Raw genomic sequence first — 20,675 nt, 5'->3', positions numbered from 1 at the left:
GAAGTAATGTATGAACGCGGTTACATCAAGGGACTCCATATGATACATGCAAACTTTCCTATGAAGGAATGATGTTACTTTGACCCGTACATGGCTGCGTAAGATGATATGGTCCTACCTCCCGATATTCTTCATCATGTTCTCCTTTCTCTTCTTCGTATTCTTCCAGACGCTCGTCGAGCAGAGCAATCGCAATACCAAAGAATCCAGTAAAGTATTCGCAGGTCAGCTGCTCCAAACCGTCGATGTCAGCTTAAAGACGCTGGACACGATGATGATTCGCGAGCTGGTATCGAGCAAGCTGTTGAACGATTTCTTCCTGGCCAAAGGCAGCGACAACGTCTTTCTAAACTATCAGATTGTGAATCGGATGCTGCAATTGCAGTACGAAATGTCGATCATCGACTCCTATTATTTGGTCCGCTATAAGGATGGCATCGTCTTCAGCGGGACAACGACCAAGCTGAACGAATTCGAAGATATCGCCTTTATTCGCAGTCAGCGATATAGCAAGGACAGTAATCTCTCTTCGTGGAGTGCAATAAGGCCCTATCGCGAGCTGGTTGCCCAGAAGCCCAAGAATGTCATCAGTCTCGTACATAAGGTCTCCGTCGGCAACGACGCGGACGGACTAGTAGTCGTGAATGTCAGCGCGGCCTCGCTGCGGAACATCATCAAAGAGATGTATGATCCGGCGCAAGCATTCGTCCAGTTGTATGATCATGATGGCGAGCCGCTCTTAAAGCAGGGGGAAGCGCACGAAAACGGAAAAGTATTGGCGAGCCTGACTTCGCCGTACTCCGGCTGGACGGTAGAGAGCGGCATCGTGAACGGGAAAATGGTGTCCGTCATGTCGAGCCTCTCGAGTATCTGGCTCGTGCTGGGATTGATTATTTTCCTGGCCGGAGGCGTCTCGATTGTGTACATTACGCGCAAAAGCTATAAGCCGATCGAAGAGCTCGTCTTCCGTATTCAGGATCAATTCGGATCTGGGAAGCCCACGCTGGGACGGCTCGCGGTGGATGAGTTTACGTTCATCGAGACGGCGATTAACAACTTTGCCGAGCAGACCAAGCTGTTTCGCAAAGAAGCCGAGGCAGCGGCTGCCCGGAAGCAGAAAGCCACCTTCAGGGAGCTGCTGCAATTTGAGCGAGGCGCGCAGGCGGAAGCCGGTGATCTGTCCGCGCTGCCGCAGCATGATAAACAGCGGGTATTCGTGATTGAAATCGATCATCCGGAGCAAGTATTTAATCAGTATAAAAGCCGCGACCAGTCGCTGTTTAAATTCGTGATTAGCAGTGCGGCCCATGAATTATACACGCAGCACAATATTCCGATCTGGCTGGAATGGACAACACCGCTGCAAATGACAGGCATCCTGTTCATTCCGGACGCTTCAAACGATAAGGCAGAATCCATCTGCGAGCACATCACCACGTGGATTAATGAACATCTGGCTTTCTCGGTGACCATCGGACTTGGAGAAGCGGCCACAGGATGGGCGGGAGCTTCCAATAAACAAGCATTGGAGGCACTGACATTCAAGGCTGCGCTGGGTCACAACCGGGTCATCTACTACAGCGATACGCAGCAAGGACCGACAGCCAAAGCGACCAACAAGCATTTGCAGGCCATTCATCGGCTCATCCAGCAATTTCGCCTTCACGAAGAGAACTGGAGGGAAAGCTTCGACGCCATGTTCAGCGGCATACGAGGCTGCTGTCTGCCCAAGAGTGAGATCGACGAGCTTTGCCGTTATTTTGTCGCCCATATGGATCTCCAGCTCTCGCAAGCTTCGAAGGATTATTATGAGATATGGACGTCCGAAGCGGCGGTTACGCTGCGCCAGATCATCGACGAGTTCGATACGCTTGACGAGCTGCAAAGCTTGTTCAGCGTGACGCTGCAGTCCTTCGCGGATAAGATGGGGCACATGTACAGCGGTCGCCTGCATCATCAGCTGCTGCAGAACATCCGAGATTACATCGGACAACACTATGCCAACCCGGATTTATCGCTCGAATATCTCGGAGATAAGTTCGGCATCAGCGCCAAATATATCAGCCAGCTCTTCAAAGAAGAGTTCGGCGAGAACTTCCTCGATTACCTGTCCCAGCTGCGCATCGCCGAAGCGAAGAAACGACTGCTCGAGGAGCGGGATTCCATCCAGGAAGTCGGCGAGCACGTCGGTTACTTGAATGCGGCAACGTTCCGGCGAGTGTTTCGTAAAGTGGAAGGTATATCGCCAGTGGATTTCCGCAAGCGCCATGCGATGTAAATATAGAGGCTGTCCTTGAGCAGAAGCATTGCTCGGGGGCGGCCTTTTTTTGGTGCGCCCACATGGCAATCGGAAAGTTGAGCGCTGGCGGAAAGTTGAGCGTTAGCGGACGAAAATCCAGTAACGGCGCGGCTTTGGAAAAATGATTATGCGGTGGATTAGTGGTTGTTGCGGGCGGTGGCTTGCGTCCATTATCGTAAAAAGCAATCAAGGCCAACACTTCAATAGGGGATGTGATGAGACAACATGCCTTCATCGACAGGAGTCATCGAAAGGGAGAAAGCGCAAGCACGTGTCAGCGGCACCTCGCTCCTGCTGAGGGATCGGGGCAAACGTGTGAAGCGGCACTGGCAGCTCTATTTGCTTGTTCTGCTCCCGCTTGCCTATTTGTTTATTTTCAAATATATCCCCATGTACGGAGCCCAAATCGCCTTTCGGGATTTCAGTCCGGTACGCGGCTTCTTTGGAAGCGAATGGGTCGGTTTAACGAACTTCACCACCTTCTTCAAGTCGCCTAACTTCTGGATCCTCATTAAGAACACGCTCGTGATCAGTATTTACTCGCTGCTCATCGGATTTCCCGCACCGATTATATTAGCCCTTGCACTGAACGAGGTGCGAAGCATGCGTTTCAAACGAATTGTCCAAATGGTGACGTTCGCGCCGTATTTCATCTCGACGATCGTCATGGTTTCCATGATCATTCTGTTCCTGTCGCCTAGACTCGGCTTTATCGATCATATCTTGCGTTTGTTTGGCATGGAAGCCGTAAACTACATGGGGATTCCAAGCTATTTCAGCAGCATCTTCGTATGGTCGAACGTATGGCAGGGCATCGGATACGGCGCGGTTATTTATCTGGCGGCGTTAGCCGGCATTAATACCGATTTGTATGAAGCGGCCCGAGTGGACGGGGCTTCGCGCATTCAGAAAGTGTGGCATATCGATATCCCCGGCATCATGCCTGCGGCGATCATTCTCCTTATCTTGAATGTCGGGCAGATCATGAACGTGGGCTTTGAGAAAATCTACTTGATGCAAAATCCGCTCAATACGAGCACCTCCGAGGTTATCTCGACTTACGTGTACAAGATCGGTCTGCTTGGCGCGAACTTCAGCTTCTCGGCCGCCGTCGATTTATTCAATTCGGTCATCAATCTCATTCTGCTGTTAAGCGTCAATTATTTCGCAAGACGCATATCAGACAGCAGCTTATGGTAGGGGGTGTTCACAAGTGGCGCGTACGAACGCAATTCGAGAATCGTTCGGAGACAAGCTGTTTCTGACGATGGTTTATGCCTTCTTGACGATCATTCTGCTGGCGGTGCTTTATCCGCTCCTGTATATCGTAAGCTCGTCCTTCAGCTCCCCGCAGGCCGTAATCAGCGGGCGAGTATGGTTGTTTCCGGTGGATTTCAGCTTAGCGGGATACAAGGCGATTTTCTCCAACCCGATGATTATGACGGGGTACGGCAACTCGCTCTTCTACACGGGATTCGGGGTCTTAATCAACGTAACCTTGACCGTCATGCTTGCGTATCCGCTCTCTAAATCGACGTTCTACGGCAGACAGGCCATCATGGTGATCTTGGTCATTACGATGATGTTCAGCGGAGGTCTGATCCCGTATTACTTGACGGTGAAGAATGTCGGCATCCTGGACACCAGATGGGCGATGCTCCTGCCTGGGGCGATGGCGGTCTGGCAGGTTATCATTGCCCGAACCTTCTTCCAATCCAGTATTCCCAAGGAGCTTGGCGAAGCCGCGGAGCTTGATGGATGCTCGGACTTAGGCTTCTTAATGCGGGTCGTATTGCCGCTCTCCAAGCCGATCTTGGCCGTACTGGTGCTCATGTATGCGGTGGGACATTGGAATGCGTACTTTGAAGCGCTTATTTTCCTGAAATCGCAGGAGCTGTTTCCGCTTCAAATCGTACTGCGTAACATTCTAATCCTCAATTCCATCGACTCCAGCATGATGGTGGACGCCAACAAAATGTCCGCGATGCAGGGACTGCGAGATTTGTTGAAATTCTCGCTGATCGTCGTCGCTACGGTACCGGTGCTCGCGATTTATCCGTTTGTTCAGAAGTATTTTGTACAGGGTATTCTGATCGGCTCTCTGAAAGGATAATCGGGCTTATTCCGTCCTGGAGGTGATACCGGAAGTTAGCTGCAGCGAGGCATGTGCGGGAAGAGAGAAGCATGATAATATTGAGATTATCGAGGAGGCGTCTGTCTTGAAGATGAAGAGAAGCTCGAAAATGCTAGCTTTACTAGTCATGATCGCGTTAATCATCACGGCATGCAGCAGCAGCAACGGAAACGGTAACAGCAATAACGGTAACAGCAGCGAGGGCACGAATAACGGATCGGGCGATAAGGTCGATACCGGCAAAACGGTCACGCTCAATACGTTTATTAGTGTTTCGCCGAGGATTGAGGACATCAATACGAATGCAGTAACGACCTATATGGAGAAGAAGCTCAATATCAAATTCAAGTTCGATGCAACGCCTAGTGCCAATGCAGCGGACAAGAAGAAGCTGATTCTGGCGAGCGGTGATTATCCGGCCGTCTTCCTCTCCGGCAACTTCACCCAAGCGGAGCAAATCGATTATGGCAAGCAGGGTATTCTCATACCGCTGAATGACCTGATTGACAAATATGGCGATGAAATCAAGCGCGCATTCACAGAGGACAAGGATCTGAAGGACGCGATTACAGCTCCGGACGGCAACATCTATTCGCTGCCGCACATTAACGATTGTTTCCACTGCTGGTATTCGCAGAAGCTGTGGATTAACAAGACGTGGCTGGATAAGCTGGGTCTGAAAATGCCTACAACGACGGACGAATATTTCGAGGTGCTGAAGGCGTTCAAAACGCAGGACCCGAACGGCAACGGCAAAGCGGACGAAGTTCCGCTGTCCGGCGCATTCAATACTTGGCATGGTATTCCGTCCAACTTCTTAATGAATGGCTTTATTTATGATAATGATGAGGATTTCTTCTACTTGAAGGACGGTAAAGTGCAGTTGGCGGCTAATCAGCCGGAATGGCGTGATGGGTTGGCCTACATTAACAAGCTCTTCGCTGAAGGGTTGATCGACAAAGAATCGTTCACACAGAATATCGACCAGATGGCGCAAGTGGGCAATAAAGAAGGCGACAATGTTATCGGCAGCGTGACCGCAGGTCACATCGGCATGGCCTTCAGTTTGGCCGAAGGGCAGAACCGTCATAAGGAATATGTAACGGTACCGCCGCTTGCAGGTCCTGGCGGAGTTGCTTATGCGGGTTATTATAAGGCCTACGGTAACGGACAGTTCGCCATTACGAATAAGGCTTCGGAGGAAGAGGCCATCGCAGCGATCAAAATGGCGGATTACATGTATTCCGAAGAGCATGCGATCATGAACGAGTACGGGCTGGAAGGAAACTTCTGGGAGAAAGCGCCGGATGGCGAGAAGGATGTACACGGCAATCCGGCCAAATACAGCTTGAAACCGAAGTATTGGGATATTACGACGACGTCCAACGATACATGGGATCAAATGGGCATCACAAGAAGGACGCGTGATATCCGTGAATCTTGGACAGCGCCGGCCGATATGTTCTCTCAACAGGGCTATGAATTCCGTCTCTTCACCGAAACGGCGAATAATTACGAGAACAAGCAGCCGGAAGAGACGTTCCCGCTTACCATCTTCATGGATGAGAACGATGCGAAGGAAACGATTATGCTGCGCACGCAGATCAACGAGTACATTCGCTCCAATATGGCGCAGTTCGTGACAGGCTCGAAGCAGCTGACGGATTCCGAGTGGGATAGCTACGTGAAAGGCTTTGAGGGCTTGAATCTTGCTCACTATCTGGATATCTATCAAAAGGCGTACGATAGCAAGAAGTAATTAGCGGCAGCATATAGGCTGTGCGGCCAGGAGTGTGTTCACTCCTGGCTGCACAGCCTTTTTTGAGGGGTTGTGGAAATTTATAACAATCGTTATGCTGGATCAAGTACTAGTTCAACCATGCCTGATGAAGGATGTATAAGGAGATGAAAGCAGTGACGAACAAAATTGTACCAATCGCCATAATAGGGGTATTACTCTGGATAGGCGGAGCCATTCTGGGAGGACTCTATTATTTTAACAAAATCGCAGATCCGGATAACTTCTATGCTGACCCAAGTCCCGTACCGCTTTTCTTGTATACATTAATCTCGGGAATTGGTTTGATCGTGGCCATATTCTCCGTTATCGTATATGTCACCTCATTGCGAAAAAGATAGATGATAGCAATCCAGACCCGTTTGACCTGTCAATAATTATGACTTCATGTATAAATACGACGATGGTATACTGAATGAAGTATAGCCAATTAACCCGTACTGTAGTTGAACAGTCCGCAGCGATAAAGGAGTAAAGTGATGTTTCATACGGAAGCTTACAAAGGTTCACGAGAAGATAATTATGAATTGTTAATTCGTCAATTGCAGGCGTTGCTTGACGGAGAAAGTGATAGCATCGCTAATTTATCCAACGCTTCGTCGTTGCTCAATCAGTTTCTGGATAACATCAACTGGGTAGGATTTTATCTATATAAGGGCAGTGAGCTAGTGTTAGGTCCATTCCAAGGCTTGCCTGCTTGCGTACGAATCCCGCTGTCTCGAGGTGTGTGCGGTAAAGCAGCCAGCGACAAAGCGACGGTTCGTGTGCCCAATGTCCATGAGTTTCCCGGGCATATCGCCTGTGATGCAGCGTCTCAATCGGAGATTGTCGTTCCTATCATCAAGAACGGCGAGCTGGTAGGCGTGCTTGATATCGATAGTCCGATTCTGGAGCGTTTCGACGAGCTGGATCAGCAGTACTTAGAGAAATTTGTGGATGCGTTAGTGTCCCATTTGTAATAAGAATGAAGTCCGCGTGATTGACCGCGGGCTTTTTTTGTTGCGCCATTGGAGTAGGCAACTTAGCTTTCGCCCAGCAATATGCACTTTCTGTGTACGGGATAAGTAAACCCACAACTGCCATGTGCCGGGCTCTGGGTTTTTGCTGCGTTATTGAAGGGTTTGGGAAATCTTAGCATTGACCTTGAGAATAATTATCAATAAAATCAGAGAAGGGCTGTACGCCATGCGCGGGACTTAGCTGACAATATTGGTTCATCGGACTGGAGTAGTTACATTGTTATCATTCACGAAAACGCAAAGCCCGGTCCAGCAACCGGACAATCGAGTACGCGTTCATGCGAGGCCATGGACCGCGACTTTCATTATGATCGGCGGGCTAATCGGACTAGCTCTGTCGATTGCTTTATCCGTTTCCTTCGGAGCAGCCGATATTAAGTTTGCTGAAGTATGGGGAGCTATATTTCATTATCAATCGGATCTTGTTTCGCATCAGATCATCCAAGAGCTTCGATTGCCGCGAGTACTCGGAGCCGCGCTTGTCGGCGCCAGCTTCGCCATCTCGGGGGCGATCATGCAAGGGATGACTCGCAATCCGCTTGCTGATTCAGGCCTTCTCGGGCTCAACTCCGGGTCGGGGTTCGCGCTGGCGGTATGCTTTGCGTTCTTCCCAGGCTTGCCGTATACCTACTTGATGCTGTACTCGTTCGCCGGTGCCGGACTCGGCGCGTTGATCGTATTTGGGCTTGGCGCCGCATCAAGGGGAGGACTGACGCCGGTTCGACTGGTGCTCGTCGGCGCTACATTGTCAGCGATGCTGACAGCGCTCAGCGAAGGGATCGCCATTCAATACCGGATTGGACAGGACCTAGCTTTCTTCTACGCGGGCGGCGTGGCCGGTGTGAGATGGTCGCAGCTTGAAATTATGTCTCCTTGGTTCGCGATTGCAGTGGCTGCTGCAATCGCATTATCCCCAGCCATTACGATGCTTAGCCTCGGGGATGACGTTGCCAAAGGATTAGGCCTTAGAACGGGGCTGATCAAGTTTCTGGCGATGATCGTCGTGCTCGTACTTGCCGGTGCGGCCGTATCTGTCGCCGGTGCGGTCGCGTTCATCGGACTGTTAGTACCGCATGTGACTCGCAAGCTGGTCGGCGTCGATTACCGCTGGATTATTCCTTGCTCGGCAATTCTGGGGGCATTGCTCGTTGTCCTGGCCGATCTTGCGGCCAGGACGGTTAATGCGCCGGAAGAGACGCCGATCGGCGCACTGATTGCCATCATTGGCGTACCTTTCTTTCTTTATTTGGCACGTAAAGAAAGGAGGGAGCTGTAAGGATGAGAGAAATCGTGTTATCTTCCGCAGAGAAACGCATGCATAAGCGTAATCTTATCGTAGCAGGTTCATTCGGCCTTGGGATCATCATCGTGTTTATCCTCAGCATGAACACGGGCTTTATCCGGCTTACCCCGATGGAATTGATTCACACCATCCTGGGGAATGGGACGGCACAGCAAGAATTGATATTATTTGATTTTCGATTACCTCGTATCGTCCTATCGATTCTCGTGGGCACTGGTTTGGCGATATCCGGTTCGATTATGCAAGCCATATCGCGCAACGGGCTGGCAGACCCCGGTATACTCGGCGTAAATTCAGGAGCAGGACTAGCGGTTCTCTTGTTTGTCGTGTACTTCCCGGTAGCCGCCAACGCTCCCGTCTATCTATTGCCGGTGCTGGCTTGGGTCGGGTCGGCATTAACCGCTGCGATAGTCTTCCTGCTAGCCTACCGCCGCAATACAGGGATATCGTCGACGCGGCTGCTTCTGTCGGGCATCGCGGTGACGGCGGGTATATCCTCGGTGACGATTGTGCTGTCGCTGCGGATTTCCAAAGAAAAGTTTATGTTTATCCAAACATGGCTGGCGGGAAGCATCTGGGGGAAAGACTGGCAGTTCGTGCTCGCTTTGCTGCCGTTCATTGCGATTCTCTTGCCGTACGTGTTCTATAAAGCCAGAACGTTAAACATACTCAACCTAGGTGATTCCATGGCAACCGGTCTGGGGGCATTCGTCTCCCGGGAGCAGATCCTCTTGCTGGCAGCGGCTGTCGGACTCGCAGGCTCATGTGTTGCGGTAAGCGGAAGCATCGGTTTCGTTGGGTTAATCGCTCCGCATCTTGCTCGCAGACTGGTCGGTTCCAGGCATCAAGCCATGCTTCCGGTGACCGCGCTTGTAGGCGGGCTGCTCATTATTACGGCAGATACGATCGCCAGGTGGGCATTCATGCCGTCGGAAATTCCCACGGGTATCGTCGTCGCTGTAATTGGTTCACCTTATTTTCTATTCCTGTTAGTACGATCGAAAGCCTAGCGAGTAAGGGCAGCCTCAAGATGAGGCTGCCCTTTTGATGTTTGAAAACCGATTTCTTAGACCAAGCCATATACATAGCAGCGGAATATAGCCATACATTAGAATCCACCCGGACAGGCATAATGCAGAATCCAGTTTATTGATCATTAAGGGACTTTTCATGGGAAGCATGATGACGAACACAATGCCGATGGTGATCCATAAGGCGGGTCTTGATTTCAAGGGAGTTGTTTTCTTCAGAATTCGAGTACATCCCCATAAGCCGACGCAGCACGGAGAAATAATCACGAAAAACCAAAAGAAAATATAGACGTAATCAAATCGTTCCAGAACCGGAAAACGAATGATTTTGGACAAAATCAGCGTAGGCCAGATGAGATGCTTCAGCTCTTGAAGATTTAAGAATGCGAAAGTAACCACGGCGATCAATAATGAAATAAGCGTAGAATGGGCAACCGCCAGATGAGCCCATTTCTTGGACTTTTCCTGATTCTTAATGAAAGGGTACAAGAGCAGCAGAAATTCGGCGCCCATAAATGTGCTTAACGAATGGTAGGCCGACTCCGCGTACTGATACGCGGTATGGTCGAACAGCGGGAGAAAGTTCGTCCACTGCGCATGCTTCAGCGGGAAATAAAGAGACGGAATCAGCAGAGACGGAATGAGGACACAGAGAAGGGTAATGCCTGTTATGACCCTCAGGCCCCCGGAGACGATGTAAGCGGAAATCAAGAGCAGCAAGATCGACAAGCTCCACTGCGGTGAATTTGGAAAAACCCACACATGGATGACTTCGATGTAGGATCTTAGCTCATTTACGATAAACAGAAGGATGTAACCATAGAACACGAAAGTTAGCAGTTTCCCAATCCACATACCGAATAACTGATTGTGCAGGGAGATGATATCGCCCTCTGCTGCATGCTTAAGCAAATAAAACATCATGACAAGAAGGAGATGAAAGCTTACGCCCACGATGGCAAAAGATAGCCAGGCATCCATTTCAGCCCCTTGAATGATACGGTGCTGGAAAAGCAACAAGGTGCTGCGCATTTGGGTACCGTGTATGAGAATCCACAGGAAATAAGGGGATAGGGTTAAGCTTTCCTTTACATGTGTTCCCACCCAGATACCCCCTCACGAATTTATTCTGCGATTCCTGCTTTGGTCAATCGGATATGAATGTGGACATCGAATTGAATGTGATCGTATTCGGCAGCATAGAATTTCGCTTCGGTCCAGCCTCTTTGACGAGACCTTGTCAAATCGCCGATTCCAAGCGGATCTACGCCTTCCTTCACAAACTTGTGCAGCAAGTCAAGAAGATGGGTTTGAAGCTGCTTCTCCAGCTGATCAGCCAGAGACTTCGTATTGTCTTCCTCGCCTAACGAAAACCAATCCGGATATTCAGTGACCATTCCTTCTAACACGAAGGAATAAGTGAATGTCGTCTTATTGTCACTAGTGGATATCTTCCTCTTCATCTTGCCGGAAGTCGTATTAAATACAGCCGGCGATTGCTTCGAGTCCTTCCTAATGACAAACGGGATTTCTCCACGAAGTGCTCGACCCTGCAGCAATTTATAATGCACCATTTCTTCATGGTTCAAGACCAACTTCAAACGATCGTCTTTAAAGATCCCATATCCGGCTATTTCTATTTCCTTATTGGCGTTTAATTTAAGATAAGGCACGGAGATGTCCCGCCCTAGTCCGTAATAATCGAATAACACGGTGGCTACCGTGGAGTGCGGGATCATTTCTTGTTTCATATTCTGCTCGAGTAAGTGATAAGGAAACTCCTGGCTATCTTTGCCTAACAAACTTTCGGATAAGGATGCCACGGAGTCGTCCACGACAGCCAAGATGGCATAGAAGCTGATGATCGGATCTCTGCAAAATGTTTTAATAAAGGTTTTGACTCCCTCAGCAGCTACTTCCTTGCTAAAGGCTAGCATTTTCAGTTTCTCTATTCGAATGGGCTGCGCGGATTGGAAAGCCATCTCTTTGATCATCGTCCGCGTTCGATTGGAATCTCCCCGAAGTACCTTTATTCTTCCTTTATCCGCATAATCAGCATACAGCGCCGAAGCCTTATATCCGGAATTGTGTTTATCGAAACCCAGTACGGTCAAGCTGCGGATATGGTCGACTACGACTGCATTGGCGCATCCGGCAAGAACAAGAACCAAGACGATAACGGGAATCCATAGCAGAACGATGAACCTACTCATTGCTGATATCCTCTTTGTCTTCCTTAGGATGATAACGTTGTATCGATTTCGGCTTTAGATGCTTGCTTCTGTCAGTCATATAGGAAAGCGGAGCGCGGATGAAGCTGTCTGAGAAGTTACCCGTACGAAACGGGAATATCGGCGCCAGATAAGGCACGCCTAATGATTTCAGCCGTAGTAAATGTCCTGCAAGCAGCAGGAAACCGACAGCAATTCCTAACCCTCCCCATAAACCTGCAAGCAGGATAAAGGGAAATCGTAATAGACGGATCGTATTCGCCATTCTGAAAATAGGCGTTGTAAACGAGGCAAGCGCCGTTAGCGCAACGATAATCAACAGAATATTGCTGGTCAGCGCCGCATGAACCGTTGCTTGCCCAATTACGATACCACCCACGATACCTAACGTTTGACCGATTTTTGCAGGCAGCCTCGCCCCCGCCTCACGCAGCAGCTCGATGGTGATCTCCAGAAAGATCGCTTCTACCACAGGTGGAAACGGTACATGGCTGCGGGAGATGATTAAGGGCTCAAGCAGCGTTTCCGGGAGCAGGGCAAAGTGATAGGTTAATACGGCAACATATAAAGGAGTGGCGAATATAGAGAAGACAACGCTCATGATGCGAATAATTCGAAAGAAAGATCCGACGATCCAGGGCACATAATAATCCTCAGGCGACATGAAAAAATCCAAGAAAGCAGATGGTCCCGTGATGACATAAGGCGATCCGTCCGCGAGAATGGCTACTTGACCGGAAACAAGCGCATAGGTCACACGATCCACTCTTTCTGTAGATAGAAACAATGGAAAAGGTGTATTCGTGTGATCCGAGATGACTTGGTCCAGTATGGAGCTATCGAATATAACATCTGCATCTGCTTCACTAAGCCGCTGCCGAGCCGTTTGGATATGTTGATCGTTCGTTACTCCTTCGATATAAACGATCATGACCTTCGTGTTGGACATGGACCCGACCGTGATTTCTTCAAACACGAGTTCCGGCACGGAAATTTGCTGCCGAAGAAGGTGAATATTCAGTTCGATATTTTCCACAAAACCGACTTTAGGCCCGACGACGCTGAATTCATTCTCGCTTTCATTGCTCATGCGATGGCCAACGACCGCTTGATTCACGTTGACTAAGATAAATGCATGCTGCGCATCGTTCAGCTGGATGACTACATAACCTTTTATCAGCTTGTTCTCGACATCGGCTGGATCATGGGTCACTTTCACATCTACGAAAGGGATGATATTCTTAAGATCTTCTAGGTTATGAATATGTTCGATGTTTTTCTGGATTTCGGATACGACGAATCGATTAATTTTCGTGCAATCCACGAGCGTTTCATAATAACTGATTTGAATGCGTACAGGAAAGTCGCCCTCAACCGGAGAGAATTGATGAAAATCACCGGATTTCAGTGCCAGCTCAAAAACCTCGGAGATCGTTTTCGGTGTATGCTGCGGCTTCATCGGAATGCTCCTTGCCTATGCCTGTAGGTTTGTAGGTTGAATTAACACCATTATGTTTCGTGATACCCATTTCTATACAAAATGACTAGTTTGGAACTGACCAAGTTCAACCACTTGCAATTAGGGGAATATGAGACTAAAATCAGTTTATGCGATTTGGCAATAACGGATTGGAGGTGTATGACTAGGATGACCAACATGGATCTCTGCAACTGCACGAAGTTGAGACGTGCAGCAAGGCATATTACACGGTTCTATGACACCTGCTTAGCAGAGTCAGGATCGGGGCTGCGAGCTACGCAATACGCGATCTTAGGTTACTTGAAGAACCGCGGGGCACAGACGATGAATGAGCTCGCCGAGCTTATGACGATGGATCGAGCTACAATCGGACATAATCTAAGGCCGCTGGAGCGAGACGGTTTGGTTCGAATTGAAGTAAGCGAGCGCGATCGGCGTGCAAGAATCGTGTCGATTACTGATGAAGGTTTGAATCGAATGGAGATCGGTAGAGTGGGCTGGGAACGAGCTCAGGCTGAATTCGAAGAGAAATATGGCGCTGAGCATGCTAGCTCCATGAGAAACATGATGGATGAAGTTGTTGGTATCAACCTTCATGCATGACAGATGGACTGCGGATATCGACGGTAATGGTAGCATTCGTTATTATCGTCGATTCGATGTATGGTTGTTTTTTAAATAGGGGCATATAAGACCAATTAGTTTGGGATGCTTGTAATAATCAAGTCAACCTGTAGCACACTAAAATGACTGAACCTGTGAGGAGAAGAGAAATTACATGAAGAAGATGCTTTGGGTTATTTTAATCATGTCCTGCGGGGCCACTTATATTTCTTCGTTATTCCCTTTGTATGGGGAGCACTATCAGCTCAGCAGTCTGGAAATCACGATTTTGTTTGCCGTATATGCGGCTGTCCTGCTGCCAACGTTACTTGTCGTAGGAGCGAGAGCGAATGCTTGGGGATTGAAACGAGTGCTTCGTTACAGTATTTGGATATCAATCGCGTCAACCGTGCTGTTCGGCATTAGTACGGACACTTGGATGCTGTATGCTGCAAGGATTTTGGAAGGCGTCGCGTATGGTGCTTTTACAGGTGCGGCCAGTGCGTTTCTAATCAAGCAAAGCGCCAAAGACAAAGTGGGCATAGCGCTCAAGTTATCGGGGGCAGTGGTGAACATCGGTTTTGGCTTAGGCCCGGCGACTTCGGGTTTAATCGTGCAATACTTGCATGTTCAGCCGCTTCGTTTGCCTTTCTGGATCTTGATCGTCATGTTGTTCAGTTCTCTGCTTGTGCTGGAGATGCTGCCTAAACACGAGGATTTGGAAGCGAAGAAGCAAGCCAAAGCTAAGATTTCGCTTGGTGTACCTGACAATATTAGTGCGCACTTCTGGTCATTTATCGGACTACCGATCTTTACCGTCTTTACGTTAGGCGGCGTTGTGCTCTCGCTAATCCCATCCTTCGTTAAGCATGTGATTCACACGAACAACCTGTCCATTTCGGGCTTGTTAATCTTCGCGCTTCTAGGCCTCGGAGCGCTGATGCAGTTCTTCCCTTGGCCGCGTAATCCCGTTACACGGATGCGGATTGCAATCCTGTCTCTGGCCATTGGGTCGTGGAGCATCGTTTTTTCGGGTCAAGCAGAGAGCTTATTCTTATTATGGGCAGGCATTTTAATTCAAGGAATAGGCGCCGGATGGACGTTTCAGGTTGCTTTGCGGTTTGCCGGGCAGCTTCCGAAGCCGGAAGAACGTCCTCGCGTCATATCCGCATTTTATCTATGTGCGTATTTCGGGTTTATCGTCCCTCCGGTTGCTGTCGGCGTACTGACACAATTCTTCAATCTGAACTTGTCGTTGGTTATTTTCAATCTGTTTGCTGCACTAATCGTCATCTATGTACTGATTTATTCCTTCACGTTTAATCGATATTTCACTAAATTAACATCGCAATAATAGGGAGCGTTGGAAAGCGAGCCCATGTAATAACCGCAGCGCATCTGTCCATAATAATGGCGTGAATATAATAATAGCCATCTACAGATGCGCGTATGCGGAGGAATTGTTATGGGCAGTAGAAAGGCAAAACTGTTCGGCTTGTTGGCGATATCGTTGGTAATGGGGCTGTTTCTATCTGCTTTCACGGGTTACGATAATCGGAGTGAAGCGGCTCTTGCGGTCATTCACCATCCTGCTGATCCCGATATGGACAGGAAGAAGTTCTCCGATCAGGAGCTCATTAAGAAGGTTCCCGGATTCAAGAACGGATACAAGAAAGTAAACGGAGTCACGCTTCACTATGTGGAAGGCGGCAAGGGGAAACCGCTGTTCCTGCTTCCCGGGTGGCCGCAGAACTGGTATGCGTATCACAAAATCATGCCGGAACTTGCGAAGAACTATCATGTGTACGTCGTTGAATATCGGGGAATGGGGAGCTCTGACAAACCACCGACCGGTTACGATAAGAAGACCCTGTCTTCTGATATTCATGCGTTGGTCAAAGAGCTTGGTTATGACAAGGTTCATATGGTAGGACACGATATCGGGGCACAGGTTGCTTATGCGTATGCAGCTCAATACCCGGAGGCTACGACAAAACTTGTGATGATGGATGTACCGCATCCGTTCGAAGGATTTCTGAACATTCCGCTCGTGGCTCCGCCAGGCGTGTACGACATGAGCCCTGGTGAACGGCCCATTTATCCATGGTGGTTTGCGCTCAATTCCGTACCGGAACTGCCCGAACAGCTGCTGCAAGGCAAACAAATGAGCATCTTTCAAGATTGGCTCTTTCATTACTTGGCTTATGGCAAACCGCCGATGACGCAAGAGACCAAAGATATCTACTATGCGGCATATGCCAGTGCGGATGCGATTCGCGCTAGTAATGGTTGGTACAGCACGTTTAGACAAGATATCGATGATCTGAAAAGCTATAAGAAGCTGTCCGTGCCTGCACTTGGTATTGCCGGCTGGGACTCCACGGGTCATACGCTGGAAGAGTTTCTGAAGCAAAATGCTGCTGACATGAAAATGGTCAAAATCAATAAAGCGGGACACTGGATCGCAGAGCAGAGTCCGCAGGAAACTGTGAAACTGCTAAAGGAATTTTTCGGCTGAACGAAACAATCGCCCCTGCTTGGCCGAGAAGGCCAGGTAGGGGCGATTGCTATTTCGTATTATTCGCGCTGCCGGTTATTACAGATTCGCTTTACCCGCGTAAACGTTGATGTGATCGATATGAGCAACTTTACCTTTAACGACCTTGCTCGGGCCGACGAATTTCAGTTCGTATTTCGTTGATGGATGATAGACGTAGATTTTGTCCGTACCATTGTAGCGAACTTCTTTGGGCATACCCAGCGTTTTGATAACGGATGCGAACGTCAATGACTTAACGCCAACCGTCCGATCCACGGACTGTCCGAAATTGCGTAGATCGTAGATGACGCCGGATTTGTTGATACCGAAACCGTAGGCGCCTTGACCCATGCCGAAATTGTACATTTCATAATGGTTGCCCTTTAAGTCGCCCCCAACTTCTGGTGCGCCCCATTTGTAATGGACGGCAGAGATTGGCGTTTTGCCTGCGATTGCGTTTAGTCCGGGAATTTTACCTTCTTTTGCAAGACTATAGATGTTCTTGATATATGTGCTGCCCTGCTGTGCGCTAAGGGTGTTAGCTGCTTTTACCGATGCTGCATTTACATTCGAATGCGTAATAACTGCCATCGAGCCTACTGCAATCAATCCGGCCAGGGCCAGTTTGGTTCCTAATTTCACCGATGATCTTGCTTCTGTATTCTTCAACATGCTATATACACCTCTTCTTATTATTGTGGACTAGGACGGTTGACGTTGACAACTTGTCTTGCCTTACAACTACATATTAACCAGTCTGGCCATCGAAGGAATGACAGAAAGGTAACGAAAAAGTAACAATAAAGTTACGATTCATATCGCCTTTTATGGGGAAACTGAACCAATGGAAGGGTGTGTGATGACAATGACCAAGACTTACGACAGTACGACGACAGGACTTCTTCTGGTGGATCCGTATAATGATTTCTTAGCACCGGAAGGCAAGATTTATCCGCGAACGAAGGAAATAAGCGATTCCGTAAACTTGCTCGACCATCTCAGAGCAATTGTCGCAGCGGCTCGGAAGGCCGGCATTCGTGTTTTTTTCGTGCCTCATCATAGAGCGGAACCCGATGATTACGAAACATGGAATCACCCGACTCCCTATCAGCTTGGGGCCAAAGAAAGACAATCGTTTGCCAAGGGCACATGGGGCGGGGAATTTCATGCGGATTTTCAACCGCAGCATGGCGATGTGATTATCAAGGAGCACTGGGGAAGCAGCGGGTTCGCGAACACGGATCTGGATCATCAACTGAAAATGCACGGTTTACAAAAGATCATTCTAATCGGTATGATAGCCAACACGTGCATTGAATCGACCGGACGTTTCGGCATGGAGCTAGGTTACCATGTGACTCTTGTGAAAGATGCCACAGCGGCTTTCACACAAGAGGCGATGCATGCGGCGCATGTCATTAACGGGCCGACTTTCGCGCATGCCATTGTAACAACGGAAGAACTGCTTGCTACACTCGAGTTGTAAGAAGCATGCACGGAAAGCTTAAGATTAGGAAGGTACCCCCATGAATGACAAAATCGTAATGCCGGTCTGGACGTTCGGCTTGTTTATCGTTGTGATGAATACGACGATGTTTAACGTATCCATTCCGAGTATCATTCAAGACATTGGCGTTTCGGCGGTGCTTGGATCGTGGATCGTTTCCAGCTACTCCATCGGATATGCCCTATCGACCGTTATTTACAGCAGACTCTCCGACGTGCTGCCGATCCGAAGGTTGGTGGCAGTCGGACTCCTGATACTGGGGCTTTCCTCTGTTATCGGGATTCTGGCGACCAATTTCCAAACGCTGCTGCTCGCGCGCATCGCACAGTCTGCGGGCTCCGGCGCGATGGCCGGACTTGGTCTGGTTCTCGCCAGCCGTTATATCCCTTATGAACGGCGCGGCAGAACGATATCGATGATATCGGCGGGCTCAGCTATGGCATTCGGACTTGGGCCGATTGTCGGCGGGCTGATCAGCGAGTACATCGGCTGGAACGGGTTGTTCGCCGTTACTTGCATTGTGCTTGTCCTGCTTCCGATTCTGCTGCGACTGCTGCCCAAGGAAGAACCAAAGCCGTTTCGGTTTGATCTAGTAGGTGCCGTCCTTACCGTGGTGAATGCCGCGGCACTTCTGATTGCCGTTACGCATCGGTCGGTCATCTGGCTCATTGCCGGGTTACTATCCATCATCCTTCATGCCTGGCATCTCAAACAGGCCAAAGAAACGTTTATTAACCCGCAGCTCTTGTCCAAACCAACGTACTTAAAGCTGCTTCTTGTCGGTTTCAGCATCTTGGTTATGAATCTCGGCAACCTGTTCCTGATGCCGCTCGCCCTTGCGAATCTATTCGACAAAACACCATTGGTCATTGGCTTCATGATTGCACCCGGAGCGGTGTTATCTGCCTTTCTGACACGATTCTTCGGACGCTGGATTGATCAGTACGGCAACTTGCGATTCCTCATTCTCGGTCACGGTCTTCTAGCATCCGTATTGATCCTCTTTAGGTTTGAGCTCGGCGCATCACCGCTTGTCATCTTGATCGGTTACTTGTTCTTCTCACCGGCTGCCTCCGCGACACTGGCATCGTTAAACAATGAAACGTCACGGATTCTACCAGCCGAGCTCATCGGTTCAGGTATGGGATTTATGCAGCTCATCCAGTTTTTCGGCGGTTCATTATCCGTTGCGGTGTGCGGCTTGCTGCTTGAATTCCATAAGAAATATTCGCTGATGCATGCGTACGAATATGTATACGGTGTATTGATTGCCGTGAGCATATGCTCATTGTGCATGCTGTTCTGGTACTCGTTATCCGGTAAACGGCAAGCGCAGGCTTCCCGCGGTTAGTGAGTCAGATATCCATAACCAAACTTGTCTCTCTACCATATAGTAGCTAGTAGAGTATTCATCCTATATGGAGGAGGACGAGTTATGCCAATCTATGATACAGGCCCGATTCAAAATACCCAGGCACCACGCATGGTCAGCATGTCTATCCACGTTGCGAATACAGGGCGGCTGCCGGTGAAAGTGGGCATAGAAGCGTATACCCTTAACCCGCCCGGAGGCGGGATCGGCAGTAGAACGATTTACGCGGTGCAGCTGGTTTCGCTTAACTCGATGAGCGAGTCCGGTTCGTCGTTCACGCTTAACGATGTGTTCGCCAATCTAGAAGTCTTTGGGGTTCGGGTCATTACAAGCGGATTAGGAGGAAGCACGGTGGCCGTTGCCATCTCGGTCACGAGAGAGAACGATGCCGTGGATCCCTATTTTCTGGTAGGTGAGCTCAGTCAGGTGAATGATCTATTGTTCGCCTATGTCGCGAATCTAGGTCCTTCCATATCGGTATTCGATACCGGTACCAATAACCTGGTGACGACCATTGATACACCGTTCGATGCCCTCTATCTTGCCGTTTCGCCGGATGGGACGAACGTATATGCCTCGGATGAAGTCAGGTCGGTCATGGTTATCGACACGAGAACGAACACGGTAACCAATGTCATCACACTGCCGATCACGAGTGTACCTGCCGGTATGGCCGTAACGCCTGACGGCACCCGTCTCTATGTGGCTTGCCGGAACGATTCATCCATCCGAATCATAGACACCGCAACAAGCGCGATTATTGGGTTTATCCCTTATTTAACTGCCGTCGATCCGCGCCGCATCGTCATGAATACGGACGGCTCTCGGGCTTACGTATGCAATCCGGGGGATGACACGCTTACGGTCATCGATACCTTGTCCAATACGATCATCACCAACATTATGCTGCCCGATTCCGATCAGCCGGCCAACCTTGCCATTAATCCGGCCGGAACCGTCGTATATACGGCGGATTTTACATCAGGAACCGTATCCGTCATCGACGTAATCACCTTCACGCCGATCAGCGCCATATTCTTGCCTCCCGGCAACTTCACCACCAGCGTCGCGATTACGCCTGATGGCACGAGACTTTATGTGGCCAGCGAACAGGATCAAATCTTTCTGTATAATCCCGTTTCATTAGCTCTGATTACTACGATTTTTCTTAACAGCGGGACCACCCCGACTACGATGGCGATCACGCCGGATGGTTCACGCTTATTCGTTACCTGTTTAAACGGTGCTTGCATCAAAGTGATTGCTACGGCAACGAACGAGATCATCGCCACATTGCCTGCCGGTGCATTCTCTGATGGAGTCGTGATTACGCCAATTCTATTATTCTAATTCGATAAC

The 20,675-nt window shown here is 49.3% G+C and carries 18 protein-coding genes; 14 read left to right on the top strand and 4 right to left on the bottom strand.

Annotation, left to right across the window (positions count from 1 at the left end; translation table 11 throughout):
- Nucleotides 1-79: 79 nt before the first annotated feature.
- The 8 genes from BLW29_RS25340 to BLW29_RS25305 all read left to right on the top strand — a co-directional run bounded on the left by BLW29_RS25340 (nucleotide 80) and on the right by BLW29_RS25305 (nucleotide 9,563).
- The gene (locus BLW29_RS25340; protein ID WP_090984882.1) at nucleotides 80-2,278 is read left to right on the top strand and encodes a helix-turn-helix domain-containing protein; all 2,199 of its coding nucleotides are present in this window, start codon (nucleotides 80-82) and stop codon (nucleotides 2,276-2,278) included.
- 246 nt (nucleotides 2,279-2,524) lie between these two features.
- Nucleotides 2,525-3,499: an ABC transporter permease gene (locus tag BLW29_RS25335; RefSeq protein ID WP_090984880.1), complete on the top strand. Its 975-nt coding sequence runs from the start codon at nucleotides 2,525-2,527 to the stop codon at nucleotides 3,497-3,499.
- 67 nt (nucleotides 3,500-3,566) lie between these two features.
- On the top strand, nucleotides 3,567-4,412 hold the full coding sequence (locus tag BLW29_RS25330; RefSeq protein ID WP_090985048.1) for a carbohydrate ABC transporter permease: 846 nt from the start codon (nucleotides 3,567-3,569) through the stop codon (nucleotides 4,410-4,412).
- A 112-nt stretch (nucleotides 4,413-4,524) separates the two neighbouring features.
- Nucleotides 4,525-6,192, top strand: a complete 1,668-nt coding sequence (locus BLW29_RS25325; protein WP_256208903.1) for an extracellular solute-binding protein — start codon at nucleotides 4,525-4,527, stop codon at nucleotides 6,190-6,192.
- Nucleotides 6,193-6,347: 155 nt separating this feature from the next.
- Nucleotides 6,348-6,572, top strand: coding sequence for a hypothetical protein (locus BLW29_RS25320; RefSeq protein ID WP_143044464.1), 225 nt, complete (start codon nucleotides 6,348-6,350; stop codon nucleotides 6,570-6,572).
- Nucleotides 6,573-6,710: 138 nt separating this feature from the next.
- Entirely contained in the window at nucleotides 6,711-7,190 is a 480-nt protein-coding gene (locus BLW29_RS25315) for a GAF domain-containing protein (RefSeq protein WP_090984875.1), read from the top strand.
- A gap of 277 nt (nucleotides 7,191-7,467) precedes the next feature.
- Nucleotides 7,468-8,526, top strand: coding sequence for a FecCD family ABC transporter permease (locus tag BLW29_RS25310; RefSeq protein ID WP_256208894.1), 1,059 nt, complete (start codon nucleotides 7,468-7,470; stop codon nucleotides 8,524-8,526).
- A 2-nt stretch (nucleotides 8,527-8,528) separates the two neighbouring features.
- A complete protein-coding gene (locus BLW29_RS25305) occupies nucleotides 8,529-9,563 on the top strand; it encodes a FecCD family ABC transporter permease (protein WP_090984874.1) in 1,035 nt (344 codons plus the stop codon).
- A gap of 15 nt (nucleotides 9,564-9,578) precedes the next feature.
- Here the strand turns inward: BLW29_RS25305 and BLW29_RS25300 are convergent, their stop codons facing one another.
- From BLW29_RS25300 to BLW29_RS25290, 3 genes are read right to left on the bottom strand one after another with little or no spacing between them, the layout of a single operon-like run.
- Complete coding sequence (locus BLW29_RS25300) at nucleotides 9,579-10,688, bottom strand: GerAB/ArcD/ProY family transporter (RefSeq protein ID WP_090984872.1); 1,110 nt, start codon at nucleotides 10,686-10,688, stop codon at nucleotides 9,579-9,581.
- A 20-nt stretch (nucleotides 10,689-10,708) separates the two neighbouring features.
- Complete coding sequence (locus BLW29_RS25295) at nucleotides 10,709-11,797, bottom strand: Ger(x)C family spore germination protein (protein ID WP_090984870.1); 1,089 nt, start codon at nucleotides 11,795-11,797, stop codon at nucleotides 10,709-10,711.
- Nucleotides 11,790-13,274, bottom strand: coding sequence for a spore germination protein (locus BLW29_RS25290; protein ID WP_090984868.1), 1,485 nt, complete (start codon nucleotides 13,272-13,274; stop codon nucleotides 11,790-11,792). The genes BLW29_RS25295 and BLW29_RS25290 overlap by 8 nt, the downstream gene beginning before the upstream one ends.
- A gap of 189 nt (nucleotides 13,275-13,463) precedes the next feature.
- Here BLW29_RS25290 and BLW29_RS25285 point away from each other — a divergent pair, with 189 nt between their 5' ends.
- The 3 genes from BLW29_RS25285 (at nucleotide 13,464) to BLW29_RS25275 (ending at nucleotide 16,416) form a co-directional block, all read left to right on the top strand.
- Nucleotides 13,464-13,898 (top strand): MarR family winged helix-turn-helix transcriptional regulator, encoded by a 435-nt coding sequence (locus BLW29_RS25285; RefSeq protein ID WP_177186820.1) that lies wholly within the window; start codon nucleotides 13,464-13,466, stop codon nucleotides 13,896-13,898.
- A gap of 175 nt (nucleotides 13,899-14,073) precedes the next feature.
- Nucleotides 14,074-15,252, top strand: coding sequence for an MFS transporter (locus tag BLW29_RS25280; RefSeq protein ID WP_090984865.1), 1,179 nt, complete (start codon nucleotides 14,074-14,076; stop codon nucleotides 15,250-15,252).
- 111 nt (nucleotides 15,253-15,363) lie between these two features.
- Entirely contained in the window at nucleotides 15,364-16,416 is a 1,053-nt protein-coding gene (locus BLW29_RS25275) for an alpha/beta fold hydrolase (protein WP_218147137.1), read from the top strand.
- Between the two features lie 78 nt (nucleotides 16,417-16,494).
- Here the strand turns inward: BLW29_RS25275 and BLW29_RS25270 are convergent, their stop codons facing one another.
- The gene (locus tag BLW29_RS25270) at nucleotides 16,495-17,109 is read right to left on the bottom strand and encodes a YjgB family protein (protein WP_090984862.1); all 615 of its coding nucleotides are present in this window, start codon (nucleotides 17,107-17,109) and stop codon (nucleotides 16,495-16,497) included.
- Nucleotides 17,110-17,296: 187 nt separating this feature from the next.
- Between BLW29_RS25270 and BLW29_RS25265 the strand changes: the two genes are divergently transcribed.
- From BLW29_RS25265 to BLW29_RS25255, 3 genes are all read left to right on the top strand, one after another.
- Complete coding sequence (locus tag BLW29_RS25265; protein ID WP_218147136.1) at nucleotides 17,297-17,923, top strand: cysteine hydrolase family protein; 627 nt, start codon at nucleotides 17,297-17,299, stop codon at nucleotides 17,921-17,923.
- A 40-nt stretch (nucleotides 17,924-17,963) separates the two neighbouring features.
- Nucleotides 17,964-19,295, top strand: a complete 1,332-nt coding sequence (locus tag BLW29_RS25260; protein WP_090984860.1) for an MFS transporter — start codon at nucleotides 17,964-17,966, stop codon at nucleotides 19,293-19,295.
- A gap of 84 nt (nucleotides 19,296-19,379) precedes the next feature.
- Nucleotides 19,380-20,666 carry a beta-propeller fold lactonase family protein gene (locus tag BLW29_RS25255; RefSeq protein ID WP_090984859.1) on the top strand — a complete coding sequence of 429 codons (1,287 nt, stop codon included), beginning with the start codon at nucleotides 19,380-19,382 and terminating at the stop codon, nucleotides 20,664-20,666.
- Nucleotides 20,667-20,675: the final 9 nt, after the last annotated feature.

Source organism: Paenibacillus sp. CF384, from assembly GCF_900106745.1.
Lineage (GTDB): Bacteria > Bacillota > Bacilli > Paenibacillales > Paenibacillaceae > Paenibacillus_Z.
Note: the sequence above shows the minus strand (reverse complement) of the source record. Positions and strands in the feature narration are given on the sequence as shown.

Bases quoted from the DNA above. Each gene is read 5' to 3' on its own strand.
- BLW29_RS25305 (WP_090984874.1), top strand. From the start codon at position 8,529: ATGAGAGAAATCGTGTTATCTTCCGCAGAGAAACGCATGCATAAGCGT.
- BLW29_RS25270 (WP_090984862.1), bottom strand. From the start codon at position 17,109: ATGTTGAAGAATACAGAAGCAAGATCATCGGTGAAATTAGGAACCAAA.
- BLW29_RS25330 (WP_090985048.1), top strand. From the start codon at position 3,567: ATGGTTTATGCCTTCTTGACGATCATTCTGCTGGCGGTGCTTTATCCG.
- BLW29_RS25325 (WP_256208903.1), top strand. From the start codon at position 4,525: ATGAAGAGAAGCTCGAAAATGCTAGCTTTACTAGTCATGATCGCGTTA.
- BLW29_RS25260 (WP_090984860.1), top strand. From the start codon at position 17,964: ATGAATGACAAAATCGTAATGCCGGTCTGGACGTTCGGCTTGTTTATC.
- BLW29_RS25290 (WP_090984868.1), bottom strand. From the start codon at position 13,274: ATGAAGCCGCAGCATACACCGAAAACGATCTCCGAGGTTTTTGAGCTG.
- BLW29_RS25335 (WP_090984880.1), top strand. From the start codon at position 2,525: ATGCCTTCATCGACAGGAGTCATCGAAAGGGAGAAAGCGCAAGCACGT.
- BLW29_RS25275 (WP_218147137.1), top strand. From the start codon at position 15,364: ATGGGCAGTAGAAAGGCAAAACTGTTCGGCTTGTTGGCGATATCGTTG.
- BLW29_RS25315 (WP_090984875.1), top strand. From the start codon at position 6,711: ATGTTTCATACGGAAGCTTACAAAGGTTCACGAGAAGATAATTATGAA.
- BLW29_RS25280 (WP_090984865.1), top strand. From the start codon at position 14,074: ATGAAGAAGATGCTTTGGGTTATTTTAATCATGTCCTGCGGGGCCACT.
- BLW29_RS25265 (WP_218147136.1), top strand. From the start codon at position 17,297: ATGACAATGACCAAGACTTACGACAGTACGACGACAGGACTTCTTCTG.
- BLW29_RS25295 (WP_090984870.1), bottom strand. From the start codon at position 11,797: ATGAGTAGGTTCATCGTTCTGCTATGGATTCCCGTTATCGTCTTGGTT.
- BLW29_RS25255 (WP_090984859.1), top strand. From the start codon at position 19,380: ATGCCAATCTATGATACAGGCCCGATTCAAAATACCCAGGCACCACGC.
- BLW29_RS25285 (WP_177186820.1), top strand. From the start codon at position 13,464: ATGACCAACATGGATCTCTGCAACTGCACGAAGTTGAGACGTGCAGCA.